This is a genomic window from Shewanella mytili (assembly GCF_046765975.1).
Classification (GTDB): domain Bacteria; phylum Pseudomonadota; class Gammaproteobacteria; order Enterobacterales; family Shewanellaceae; genus Shewanella; species Shewanella mytili.
In genome coordinates, this window is record NZ_JBKOUD010000016.1 from 32471 (window position 1) to 45600 (window position 13130).

Annotated in this window: 9 protein-coding genes and 1 tRNA gene; 7 read left to right on the forward strand and 3 right to left on the reverse strand. The window is 56.6% G+C overall.

Features of this window, described 5'->3' with window-relative positions:
• Positions 1–2: 2 nt before the first annotated feature.
• A complete protein-coding gene (locus ACIDEJ_RS13460; RefSeq protein WP_411988579.1) occupies positions 3–563 on the reverse strand; it encodes a prepilin-type N-terminal cleavage/methylation domain-containing protein in 561 nt (186 codons plus the stop codon).
• A 905-nt stretch (positions 564–1468) separates the two neighbouring features.
• On the opposite strand from ACIDEJ_RS13460, the gene ACIDEJ_RS13465 reads away from it, so the two are divergent.
• Positions 1469–2164, forward strand: coding sequence for a 2'-5' RNA ligase family protein (locus ACIDEJ_RS13465; RefSeq protein ID WP_411988580.1), 696 nt, complete (start codon positions 1469–1471; stop codon positions 2162–2164).
• An 86-nt stretch (positions 2165–2250) separates the two neighbouring features.
• Here the strand turns inward: ACIDEJ_RS13465 and yegD are convergent, their stop codons facing one another.
• Positions 2251–3603, reverse strand: coding sequence for a molecular chaperone (yegD, locus tag ACIDEJ_RS13470; RefSeq protein WP_411988581.1), 1353 nt, complete (start codon positions 3601–3603; stop codon positions 2251–2253).
• Positions 3604–4198: 595 nt separating this feature from the next.
• Between yegD and fdnG the strand changes: the two genes are divergently transcribed.
• The 6 genes from fdnG (at position 4199) to selB (ending at position 13015) form a co-directional block, all read left to right on the forward strand.
• Complete coding sequence (fdnG, locus tag ACIDEJ_RS13475; protein ID WP_411988582.1) at positions 4199–7216, forward strand: formate dehydrogenase-N subunit alpha; 3018 nt, start codon at positions 4199–4201, stop codon at positions 7214–7216.
• 2 nt (positions 7217–7218) lie between these two features.
• The gene (gene fdxH, locus ACIDEJ_RS13480; RefSeq protein WP_411988583.1) at positions 7219–8124 is read left to right on the forward strand and encodes a formate dehydrogenase subunit beta; all 906 of its coding nucleotides are present in this window, start codon (positions 7219–7221) and stop codon (positions 8122–8124) included.
• Entirely contained in the window at positions 8121–8750 is a 630-nt protein-coding gene (locus ACIDEJ_RS13485; RefSeq protein ID WP_411988584.1) for a formate dehydrogenase subunit gamma, read from the forward strand. Before fdxH ends, ACIDEJ_RS13485 begins: the two co-directional genes overlap by 4 nt.
• Positions 8751–9653, forward strand: coding sequence for a formate dehydrogenase accessory protein FdhE (gene fdhE, locus ACIDEJ_RS13490; RefSeq protein WP_411988585.1), 903 nt, complete (start codon positions 8751–8753; stop codon positions 9651–9653). It begins immediately after the preceding gene.
• Positions 9654–9719: 66 nt separating this feature from the next.
• Positions 9720–11141, forward strand: a complete 1422-nt coding sequence (selA, locus tag ACIDEJ_RS13495; RefSeq protein WP_411988586.1) for an L-seryl-tRNA(Sec) selenium transferase — start codon at positions 9720–9722, stop codon at positions 11139–11141.
• Positions 11138–13015: a selenocysteine-specific translation elongation factor gene (gene selB / locus ACIDEJ_RS13500; protein WP_411988587.1), complete on the forward strand. Its 1878-nt coding sequence runs from the start codon at positions 11138–11140 to the stop codon at positions 13013–13015. The genes selA and selB overlap by 4 nt, the downstream gene beginning before the upstream one ends.
• Here the strand turns inward: selB and ACIDEJ_RS13505 are convergent.
• Positions 13016–13110, reverse strand: a tRNA-Sec gene (locus ACIDEJ_RS13505).
• Between the last annotated feature and the right edge of the window lie 20 nt (positions 13111–13130).

A 13130-nucleotide genomic window follows, 5' to 3' on the forward strand; every position in this document is an offset into this window, starting at 1 on the left:
CGTTAGCAACCGCTGGTGATGGCGCCGCTGTAAGTGGTGTTAGTGGTCACTTCATTGATGTAATACATGTAGCAGCCCTGGGATTGCAAGGTGTAGCCCCGGGGCCAGAGATAAGCCGCCCGGTCGATGCCGCCATTGCCCTGCAACGGATGCCCAGGCACGGCCACATAACCGTTTTTACCCACGAACATGTTGCCCAGAATGCAAAAATCGCTGCCTTGGCAGGGTTGTGTCTGCCAGTTGCGGGTCCAGCTGGATGGCACCTCCAGTTGCAGCAGCGCTCTGAGACTGTCGGCACTGGCTGCGGGCATATTGCCTGTGAGCACCACATCGGCACCATTAACTTGCACCGTGGTGCCTGCCCCCCTGATGGCCACCTGCGCTTTCACCAGTGCCAACGAGGCACTCAAGCTGCCACTTAACGATTGCACCTTGGCCACCTGCGCTTCTTGTCGCAAACTGACGAATTTGGGCAGGGCCACTGCTGCCACAATGGCCAGTAGCGCCAATACCAGTACCAGTTCTACCAGCGTGAATCCTTTCGAATCAACGGTTTTCATCATGGGCATCCTTTCTGTTATTCAGCATTGCCTGTTTTATAGTGCGTAAACGGTGGCGCGGCAAGCCGCTATCAGGCATAAGCTCCGCTTGCATGCCCACAATAACCATGTGTACCGTACTATGTTTGCCGTCAGCACCCAAATTTTTCGCTCTTTAAAAATAAATATTGAAAACAAATGGTTATAAAAAGTGCCAAATAAAGGGTATTTCCCTTTTACTTGGGTTAACCACTTGCCGTGACAGCGTTTTATGATAGATTTTCCTAGTTCACTGCCGCACAGGCAGCTTAGAAAATCGTACTCCACCGAGATACAGATGATTTGTCGTTCACTGCCGCACAGGCAGCTTAGAAAAAAGTCGATTTGAAGGTAAAGGAAAACGCCAGGTTCACTGCCGCACAGGCAGCTTAGGTGACGAAAGGCGAAGCTAGGCTTCGTTTGAGGAAGTGAGGTCATGGATGACCGAAGTGAGGCGCTCCAGGGACGGATGGCACTGGCGGCGGGTGGAAACGGCGCAGCGCACAGGCAGCTTAGGTGACGAAAGGCGAAGCCAGGCTTCGCTTGAGGAAGTGAGGTCATGGATGACCGAAGTGAGGCGCTCCAGGGACGGATGGTACTGGCGGCGGGTGGAAACGGCGCAGCGCACAGGCAGCTTAGGTGACGAAAGACGAAGCTCAAGCTTCGCTTGAGGAAGTGAGGTCACGGATGACTGAAGTGAGGCGCTCCAGGGATGGATGGCGCTTACGGGTGGAAACGGCGCGGTATCGGCCATTGGCATCCGGTCATTTGCAGCTGAAGATGAGCCGCTGCGCAACATTTTCCGGTAACAGGTGGCGGATATCATGCCGTTTTTATGGGGGATGCCGTTATAATTCCGGCGGATGAGCGATTGGCTAACAGGAGTGAATGTGGGCGGCAATATCAAAAAGGGCATGGCAGTAGCGGGGCGGTGGGCATGTGGTTTGGCGTTGTGCTGGAGCGCTGCCGGTGCCTTTGCGGCGCAGATGCTGAACGTGTACGCCATTCCGTCAGCGCCGGTGGTGCAATTGGTGGATGAGACCAGCAAGCAACTGGCAACGTTTGGCATGGAAAGCTTTTACCGGCAGGGGCGTCCGGTGCATGTCACCTTGTACATGACCTCCTTTCCCGATGGTAGCGAGGCGGCGGTCAAGCAAGCCGTGCAGCAGTTAGCAGAGAACTTGGCGCCACTGCCGCTGCAGGCGCAGGGTTTTACGGTTACCAAAGGCAACTGGGCGTTTATTGATGTGGTGTCTGGCCGGGAGCTGCAGCGTCTGGCAGACAAGGTGACCTTGGCACTGGCGCCATTGCGGGAGCCAAACCCGCCATTGCCAGCGTGGGTAAAGGCCTATCCCGGCAAGCTGGCGGCGTTTGAGCGTTATGGCAGCCCCAATGTGTTCCAGAATTTTGAACCGCACCTCACCTTACTGGCGGCAGAGCAAAACCCCCGCTTGCAGGCATTTGGGCAATTGATGCAAAAACAGGTGCCGCAAGCCCGTGGTGAGGTTATCGGGTTGGGGATTGGGCTGTCTGATGAATGGGGACAGCAGCGGCAGGTGCTGGCGGAGTATTTTTTCCGCCAGTAGGCGTTACGCCGAAGGTGTTGCGGTCATGCCCAAGACAAGTGCGGGGTGACCGTTGGCGTTAGTTAACGCATGTCGGTTACCGCACATTATTTGAAGCAAACGCCAGCCCAGCGGCTAAGGCCTGCGGTAACCGAGCCAAAGTCGTTGCCGCTTACCAGTGGCACCTGGGGCAATACTGCCGCCACGGCCTGGCGCAGCACCGGCGAGCGGGCCGAGCCGCCGGTCATGAATATCACGTCGGGCTGGCAGCCCCCTTGCTCAATGGCCTCGCGCACCAGCTTGATGATCTGCTGTTTGGGTTCTTCCAGGGCAAGTAGCATTTCCGCATTATTGATATCCAGCGGCAGAGGGCCGCTTTCCAGTGCCAACTCAGTATGAAATTGAGGTTGCCGGGACAGGGCGATTTTGGCTTCTTCGGCGCGGCGTACCAGATGGTAACCCAGCGAGTCGTGGTAGACCTGCAGCAGCCTTGCCAATTTGTGCGGCTCTTGGGCCTCTTTTTGCAGTTGCCTTAATTCCGCCAGATTGCGCTGGGCGTAAAAATCGTTTTGCGCTGCCAAATCATTAATCGCCACCGGATTCCACAGCTGCTTCATGGGCATCTCCAGCCCGGAGTCCAGCAAACTGCCCAGCCCGAAATGGGGCATGAGCTGGCGAAACGCCAGATGGATGTCCAGATCATTACCGCCTACCCGCTGGCCGCTGTGGGCCAGCAAACTGCCGCTGCGATCGCTCTGCTGGCGCCACTGTGGCCCCATCTGCAATAAGGAGCAGTCGGTGGTACCGCCGCCAATGTCCACCACCAGTACGGTTTGTGGCTCGGTGAGGGTGGCTTCATATTCCAGCCCGGCCGCTACCGGCTCAAACTGAAATTCAATATGGCGAAAACCGGCGCGGCTGGCGGCGCGGCGCAAAATGTTTTCTGCCTGTCGGTTGGAGTCCTCGCCGCCCCGGCCCTGAAAATTCACTGGCCGGCCAATCACCGTATCCTCAATGGTTTGGCCGCAAACCCGCTCTGCCTGCTGCTTGATATTGGCCATCATGGCGCATACCAGATCTTCAAAAAAGCTCAGCTGCACGGCATGCAACCCCATGGCGCCGAGAAACGACTTGGGGGATTTGACGTAATACAGATCCTGCGGGTGGGCCAGATACAGCGCCAGCGCCGCCTGCCCAAACAGCACGTCTTCTGCCTGCAACTCAATGCCTTCCTCGCGGTTCAGCGCCATGGCACGGCGCAGCACCTGTTGCCCCACCGCATCCAGCGGCTGGATCTGATGATGGCGGAACAGGTATTCAGACACCGACTCCCGGGTGGGCGCCGCCAGGGTTGATGGCAGATAGAAACTGTCGTTTTCCAGCGGCAGTAACCGCGGCGCTCCCTCCTGCAGCAACGCTACCGAACAATTGGATGTGCCGTAATCAAACCCGATAAACATGCCTGGCCCCTAAAGTCTTGAGATGATCCTGAGATGGTGCTGATCTGGCAACAGCGCTTGCTTGCCGCCAGAGAAAACCGCATAAGCTAACGCAAATCTTCCGTGAATGCCAACGCCATTGCAGATGGCGTAGCGGTAGTGCTTCACGTTTTAACTGAACAAAAAACAGCCAAATACTATGGGTAAAAATGTCCCGCTTAAAATCCTGCGCGTTATGGAGGTGAATGAGGGAGATTATTAAATCGTCAGTACTAGGTCATTTTGGTGATGTGCATCACGTTTTAATCTTGTGTGAGGTTATTTAGTGATATATTGTCTTATTTTGCATGGACAAAATGTCCAACAGCATTTTTGTGTTATTTTGGAATATAAATCCGTATTCACAATATTATAAAAATTAATATTCTTTAATTTGCTAGTTATTTGGATATTAAATCTGTCAAATATCTGTTGTGATCAATATCACATGTCATTATTTGTTATTAAAATTCTGTTTAAGGATAATCACACTACGGGTGTGGACTTTACGGTTAGCGCCCCGTATTTGCGGTGAAAACCGCCCATCATACTCATAACAACCAGTGTGAGATTACCTATGAACAGACGACAGTTTTTCAAGCTGTGCGCTGCCGGGGCAACCACTTCAGCGATTTCTGCGCTGGGGTTGATGTCTGACAAGGCTTACGCCGCAGTGCGAGAATTCAAGCTGCTCAGAGCCAAAGAAACCCGCAATAACTGCCCTTATTGCTCAGTGGGTTGTGGCCTGTTGATGTACAGTCAAAACAGCGGCGGCAAAAACTCGGAACACGCCATTTTCCATATTGAAGGTGATTCAGACCATCCGGTCAGCCGCGGTGCCTTGTGCCCGAAAGGTGCCGGGCTGGTGGACTATGTGAACAGTCCCCATCGTTTGCAGTATCCTGAATATCGCGCGCCCGGCAGCAACCAATGGCAGCGCATCAGCTGGGATGAAGCCTTCAAGCGCATCGCCCGCCTGATGAAACAGGATCGTGACGCCAACCTGATTGAAAAGAATGCTGCCGGCACCACGGTTAACCGTTGGTTGACCACCGGCATGATGACCTCTTCCGGGATGGGCAATGAAAGCGGTTTTGCCACCCAGAAATTTGCCCGTTCGCTGGGCATGGTCGCCATTGATACTATCGCCCGTAACTGACACTCCCCAACGGTAGCAAGTCTTGCTCCAACATTTGGGCGTGGTGCCATGACCAACCACTGGATAGATATCAAGAATTCCAACCTGATCATTATCATGGGCGGTAATGCTGCAGAAGCGCATCCTGTCGGTTTCGGCTGGGTGACAGAAGCGATGCAACACAACAACGCCAAGCTGATTGTGGTCGACCCGCGTTTTAACCGTAGTGCGGCACTGGCCGATCACTATGCGCCAATTCGTTCCGGTACCGATATCGCGTTCCTGCTGGGGTTAATCCGTTATCTGATTGAAACCCGCCAGGTGAACTACGACTACGTCAAGGCATACACCAATGCCAGTTACATCATCCGCGAAGACTTTGATTTCCATGACGGCCTGTTCAGCGGCTTTGATGAAGACAAAGGCAGCTACAACACCGAATCCTGGTATTACGAACTGGATGAACAGGGCTATGCCAAGGTGGACAACACCCTGCAGCATCCCCGTTGTGTGTGGAACCTGCTGAAACAGCACGTAGCGCGTTACGATTTCAAGACCGTCAGCAACATTACCGGCACCCCGGTCAGTGATTACCAGACCGTATGTGAAATGATTGGCAGCACCCACACCAAAAAGCGGGTGGCTACCTTTATGTATGCGCTGGGCTGGACTCACCACAGTAAAGGCGCACAGAACATCCGTACCATGGCCATGGTGCAGTTGTTGCTGGGGAATATCGGCCAGTTGGGCGGCGGCGTGAACGCGCTGCGTGGCCATGCCAACGTGCAGGGCTCTACCGACATGGGCTTGCTGGCGCAAAGCCTGCCGGGATACCTGAAACTGCCAAACGACAATGAGCCATCGCTTGCGGCCCACTTGAGTGCCCACACGCCCAAACCTTTGCGTCCCGGGCAGACCAACTACTGGCAAAACTATCCCAATTTTTACGTGTCACTGCTGAAAGCCTTCTGGGGTGATGCGGCCACAGCTGACAATGACTTCGGTTATGACTGGCTGCCAAAATGGGACAAGATGTATGACTTTGGCCAGCACATCGACATGATGTATCACGGTCAGGTCAACGGCTTGCTGGTGCAAGGGGTCAATGCCATCAACTCCATGCCCAACCGCCATAAAACCCTCAAGGCCCTGAGCCAGCTGAAATATCTGGTGGTGCTGGACAACCTGTCGTCCGAAACCGCCACTTTCTGGCAGCATGAACCTGGCTTTAACGAGGTGAACACCGCTGACATCCAGACCGAAGTTTTCCGTCTGCCCACCACCTGCTTTGCCGAGGAAGAAGGGTCGATTGTCAACTCCGGACGCTGGATGCAATGGCACTGGAAAGGCGCCAATGCCCCGGGCGAAGCCATGGCCGACTCGGAAATCGTTTCTGGCATCCTGCTGGAGCTGAAAAAACTCTACCGGGAAGAAGGCGGCGTATTGCCTGAGCCGATAGCGGCGGTTAACTGGCACTATGCCATTGAGCATAATCCAAGCTCTGAAGAAATCACCAAGGAGCTCAACGGTTACCACAGGAACAGCCGGCGGCAAGTCAGCAGTTTCTCCGAGCTCAAAGCCGATGGCAGCACCGTGTGTGGTTGCTGGGTGTATGCCGGTTCCTGGACGGAAGAGGGCAACAACATGGCCCGCCGTGACAACCATGACCCGTCAGGTAAAGGCATCACTCCCGGCTGGACCTTCTGCTGGCCCATGAACCGCCGGGTGCTGTACAACCGCGCCTCTTGCGATGTTAACGGCAAACCGTGGGATCCTGAACGCACCATCGTTGAGTGGAAAGACGGCAAGTGGCAGGGGATTGATGTTGGCGACTTCAACACGAAGCTGACTCCGCAGGAAACCACCGGGCCATTCATCATGCAGCCTGAAGGCGTGGGTCGTCTGTTCGCGCTCAAGCTGCTGAAAGAAGGGCCGTTCCCGGAACATTACGAGCCGGTAGAATCGCCCATCGGTACCAACCCGTTGCATCCCAACGTGGTGCACAGTCCGGTATTGCGCTGGTTTGACGGGGTGAAGGAAACCATCGGCACCAAGGACGAGTTCCCTTATGCCTGTACCACCTACTCCCTGACCGAGCACTTTAACTTCTGGACCACCCACTGCCGTCTGGCCGCGATTTCCATGCCGGAAACCTTTGTGGAAATGAACGAAGTGCTGGCGGCGGAGAAAGGCATCCACAACGGTGACTGGGTGAAGGTCAGCTCCAAACGGGGCCATATCATCACCAAGGCACTGGTCACCAAACGGCTGCGGCCATTACAGGTAAACGGGCAGGTTGTGCATACCCTGGGCATTCCCCGCCATGGCAGCCACAATGCGCTGACCAAAAAGGCGTATACCTGTAACGTGCTGACCACCGAAATGGGCGATGCCAACACCGGGGTTCCGGAGTACAAGGCATTTTTGGTTAACGTTGAAAAGGCGGAGGGCATCTGATTATGGCTGAACAAGATATCATTCGCCGCTCGGGCACTGCGGACATGACACCCGCTCCCCAGGCGCGGGTAGGTGGCGTAAAGCAAGTGGCCAAACTGTTCGATGCCACCAAGTGCAACGGCTGCAAGGCCTGCCAGGTGGCGTGTTCGGAATGGAACGACTTGCGTGAGGACGTGGGCGAATTCAGCGGGTCTTACCAGAATCCGCCGTCATTGTCGCCCCAGTGCTGGACCTTGATGAAGTACAACGAAATCGAGGACGCGGGCAAACTGCGCTGGCAGTTTACCCACTCGGCCTGCATGCACTGCGCCGATCCGGCCTGTCTGAAAGCCTGTTCTACCGCCGGTGCCATTATCCAGCGCGCCAACGGTACGGTGGATTTTGACTCGGACAAATGCATTGGTTGCGGCTATTGCGCCAGTGCCTGTCCGTTCGACATCCCCAAAATCAGCGCCAAGGATAACAAGGCCTATAAATGCACCCTGTGTTCTGACCGCACGGCGGTAGGGCTGGAACCCTCCTGCGTGAAAACCTGTACCACCGGCGCCCTGCGCTACGGTACCCGGGAAGACATGCTGTTTTACGCCGAAAAACGGGTGGCGGAGTTGCAGCAGCGGGGCTTCCCCAATGCGGGGTTATACAACCCCGAAGGGGTGGGCGGCACGGCAATGATGATGATTTTCCACGACATCAACGATCCGGAAAGCTATTACATGCCCAAGGATCCCAAAGTGCCGCTGGCCACGGAAATCCGTCAGGACTGGCTGAAACCGCTGGGCACCGCCGGGCTGTTGGCCACCGCCGCATTTGCGCTGATGCACCGCATTACGGTGGGGCGCAACATCGTGGAGGAGGATCAGCCCGGTTACATTGACGCCGCGGCGGCAAAAGAGGAGGACAGCAAATGAGCAAGCAAGAGATGATTGTACGTCATAAGCTGTTTGACCGGTTGTGCCACTGGGGCATCGTGGCGGTGGGACTGGTCACCTTCATGACGGGTTTTGCCTTTTTGTATCCGTCATTCCAGTGGCTGGGCGGCATTGTGGGTACCCCGCAGCTGGCCAAGGTGATGCACCCGTTTTTCGGGATTGCCATGTGCCTGCTGCTGGGGGTGATGCTGGTGCGTTACTACCACCATAACAAGTGGGACAAGTACGACTGGCCATGGATAAAATCCGTGGTGTGGGTGTTGCTGCAAAACGAGGAAAAAATTCCGCCGGTGGGCCATTACAACCCCGGGCAGAAAATGCTGTTTCGTTCCTTCGTGGTGTTTGTGATCGCTTTTATCGTGACTGGCGTGATCATGTGGCAGCCCTATTTTGCCCCCATGTTTGATGCTGATACCGTTAACTGGGCAACCCTCATCCATGCCGCTTGCGCCATCTTGATGCTGCTTGCAGTTATGGTGCATTTCTGGATGGCCACCTGGATTGAAGGTTCCATTACCGGCATGCTGTATGGCAAGGTTTCCAAAGCCTGGGCCCGCAAGCACCATCCGGTGATGCTGGATGACTTTAAAGAAGAGGAAAAGTAAATGAGTGTTGCCAGTGAGATCCCCTTGAGTCCGGGAGATGCCTCCCCGTTGGCGCTCAAACCGCTGTTGGCGGCCACTCCCCTGGAGATTTATCGCCATCGCAGCCAGCGGCTGGCCACCCTCGCCGAGGGATCGCCACTGGCAGACTACCTCAAACTGTGCCAGTTGCTGGTGAGTGCGCAGCTCACCGTTGCCAGCACAGCGCCCTTTGGCCCGGCGCCAGAGCTCGACATGTCTGTGCCGGTGCCATTGGCGGCCGCGCATACCCTTGGTAACCCGTATTGGTTGGGGCTGCTGCAGTCACTGTTAAGTGAACTGCTGCCCCAGGTGCCAGCGCAGGTGGCCGAGGTTATCCGCGAGCTGATGTCGCTAAGCCCTGCGCAGCTTGCCGCCTATGGCGACAGCCTGCGTTTGGGGCAACTCAGTGAGGTGCCGTCCCAATACAGCCTGTTTTTATGGGCGGCGCTGTCGCTGTACTGGGCCCATTGGGCGCCCATGGTGATTGCCAGAATGGACGTGGCAGCGGTGAAGCAAACCACCTTGTGTCCGGTTTGCGGCAGTCATCCGGTGGCCAGTGTCATCCGGGAAGAGCCAAGGGAAGGATTGCGTTACCTGCATTGCAGTTTATGCGAAACACAGTGGCATTATGTGCGCGCACAGTGTACTAACTGTGATGATGCCAAACAGTTGTCGTTATGGGCCCTGGATGATCATAAGGCCAATATTCGCATTGAAAGTTGCGATAATTGCCATGGTTACACCAAGATGCTGTTTGTTGCCAAAGATCCGCGAATGGAAGTGGTAGCAGACGATCTGGCGTCTTTGGGGCTGGACGGCCAACTGAGCGAACAGGGTTATCGTGCCACCACGATTAACCCGTTACTGCTGGCACATGAGTCGTAGGCACTGCCATCCTGACTACACCGGGAGGGCGGTTGCCCTCCCATTATTGTTGGCTATTTGTGACAGATGATGACCCAAGTATTTGATACGCCTGAAAAGCTTTACCGTGCCTTGCCCTCGATGGATCTTTTGCTGAGCATGAGCGCGTTGCAGCCCCTGCTGCAGCACTATGGTAAATCCGCCTTTAAACTTGCCGTTAACCAGATGCTGACGGCGGCCCGCAGTGAGATTGCCGACAACGGCTGCCTGCCCCAGTGGCTGGCGGATGAAGGCGCAGTTTTTGAGTATTTGGCTGATCAGCTGCAGGCGAGCCATCGCCACAGCTTGCAACCGGTCTGGAACCTGACCGGCACGCTTTTGCACACCAATCTTGGCCGCTCCCAGCAATCCCAGGCGGCCATTGATGCGGTGACTTCCGTGATGCGTTATCCCACCCCCTTGGAATTTGAACTGCAGGCGGGCAAGCGCGGCCACCGGGACAACTGTATCAGTGAGCTGATGCAGCGCCTGACCGGTGCTGACGGTTGCTGCGTGGTCAATAACAACGCCGCTGCCGTTCTGCTGATGCTGTCGGCGGTTGCTGCCGGCAAAGAGGTGATTGTTTCCCGCGGTGAGCTGGTGGAAATCGGCGGCGCGTTCCGCATTCCCGACATCATGCGTCAGGCCGGATGCACGCTGGTGGAAGTGGGTACCACCAATCGCACCCACCTGCGGGACTATGAAGCGGCGATTACCGACAACACCGGTGCCATCATGAAAGTGCACACCAGCAATTATCACATCAGCGGCTTTACCGCCTCGGTGGACGAAGCCTCGTTGGGCAAACTGTGCCGGCAGCACGGCATTCCCTTGCTGTCGGATCTGGGCAGCGGTGCACTCACCGACATGCGCCGCTTTGGCCTGAAAGCCGAACCCACCCCCCAGGCCATGCTGGCTGACGGCGTGGATCTGGTGAGCTTTTCCGGTGACAAACTGCTGGGTGGCCCCCAATCGGGGCTGATTGTGGGGCAACAGGCGCTGATAGACCGAATGCAGCGCCATCCGCTCAAGCGGGCGCTGCGTTGCGACAAACTGATCCTGGCAGCACTGGAAGCCACATTGCGTCACTATCTCAATCCGCAAACCCTGGATAAGCAACTGCCCATCATGGCGAAATTCGCCCGCAGCCAGTCCCAGTTGCAGGCAGAGGCGCAGCGGCTGATAAGCGCACTGGCGCCACGTTTCGCCCCCCAGTACCAGCTCAGTAGCATCAGCTGCAATACCCAGGTGGGCAGCGGCTCCCAGCCCGATACCTTTTTGCCGTCAGTGGCGCTGGCATTCAGCGCCACCAATGGTGGCTCGGTGCTGGCATTGGAGCGTCATTTCAAAGGCGCCGCCCGGCCGGTCATCGGCCGTATCGCCAACGAGCAATTACTGCTGGACTTGCGCGGTGCCGATGATTTTGACGAATTGCTAAATGAGCTGCTAAGCCTGGGTAACGCCTTATGATCATTGTTACCGCAGGCCATGTGGACCATGGCAAAACCTCGGTCATTCAGGCGCTTACCGGCACGGATGCGGATCGGCTGCCGGAGGAAAAACGCCGGGGCATGACCATCGATTTGGGCTATGCCTTTTTACCCATGCCTGATGGTAGCCGCCTGGCATTTATTGACGTGCCGGGTCATGAAAAATTCATCAACAACATGCTGGTGGGTGTCAGTCATGCCCGCCATGCCCTGCTGGTGGTGGCCTGTAATGATGGGGTGATGCCGCAAACCCGCGAGCATCTCGAAATCCTGGCGCTGCTGCCATTGCAAAGCCTCACCTTGGTGCTCAGCAAAACCGATTTGGTCAGCCCCCAACGGCAGTTGCAAGTGGCTGAAGAGTGCCAGCAGTTGCTGCAATCGTTCGGTTTGCAGGCTGCGGGCATTTTTCCGGTATCGAGCCTGAGCGGCGAGGGCATTGACGCTCTGCGGCAGCATATTTACGGCCTGTCGGCCATTTCTGACGGGAATGAACTGGCATTTCGCATGACGCTGGATAGGGCCTTTACCGTCAAGGGCGCGGGTTGCGTGGTCACCGGCACCTTGATTAGCGGCGCGGTTGCCGTGGGCGATACCCTGTACAGCTCGGCCCAGAAAGATGCATTGCGGGTGCGGGCCATTCATGCCCAAGGGCAGGCGGTAACATCGGTTGCTGCCGGTAATCGGGTGGCGCTCAATCTTGCTGGCACCGACAATCATCGTCCACCGCAGCGGGGTGACTGGTTAAGCACCATGGTGCCTCCTGCCGCCAGTGGCCGACCGGTGGTGCTGCTCAGGGCGCAGGAAGCACTGGGGCACTGGCAAAGCGTACATTGCCACCACGGCGCCGAGCACACGCTGGCCCATGTGTCTTTGCTGGGCGAGCCCAATGCCCAAGGGCAACAACTGGCGGAGCTGGTGCTGCAGCAACCGTTGTTATTGTGTCAGGATGACCGGATTATCCTGCGCCATGCGGCAGGCAAGCAGACCCTGGGCGCCGGGCGGGTGTTGGCGCTGAGTGTGCCCAACCGCCGCAAGCGCACGGCCCAACGGCTGGAAAGCCTCTGGGCACTGGCGCAGACCACGGATGCCGCAGGCAGTTTGCAGTTGTTAACCGCCAAAGCGGCCTTGCCGCTGGAAGAGGTTCGCTGGCGCTGGCAGTTGAGTGATGCGGGGTTGCAGCAACTGCAGCAACAGGCCGGACTGCGCCAAATTGAGCAGTGGCTGGTGGCGCCATCCTTGCTGGCCCAGGAAGCCGAGCATTTCGTGGCGGTACTGGGGGAGTTTCACCAGCACTCGCCAGATCAACTGGGCGTGGGCTTGAGCCGCTTGCTGCGCATGAGCCACAGTCATCTGCCGCTGCCCGTGGCCAAGGCGGTCATGGCTCAACTGGTCGCCGACGGACGGTTGTTGCAGCGGGGCTCCATGTGGTGCCTGACCGAGCACAAGCAACAGTTAAGTCCGCAGGCGCAGCAGTTCTGGCAGCAGTTGCAGCCTTGGTTGTTGCAACAGGACGGACCGGTATGGGTGACCGACATGGCCACCGCGTTAACGCTGGATGCGGATGACATTCGCCCCTTGTGCATCCAGCTGGTGCAACAGGGCTACATCAACGCCATCGTGAAAGACCGTTACATGCTCAATGTCCGATTGTGTGAAATTGCAGATAGCATCCGTGAGCATTTCCGTTACCATGATGCGCTGGAAACCGCCGAGTTCAAGACCCTGGTGGGGTTGGGGCGAAAAGTGGCCATTCAGCTGCTGGAGTTTTTTGATCGCAGTGGTTTTACCCGTCGGAAATTCCGCTCCAACAGTCGGGATCTGCGTGACGGGGAGTTGTTTCGGGAACAGGGATAGTGGCGGAAGAACATAGGAGTCGAACCTACCCGGGACTGCTGGCAGCCCCACCCGGATTTGAAATCCGGACGCCTCACCGGAGACGACGTTCTTCCATCAGAAAGACCGGGAGATA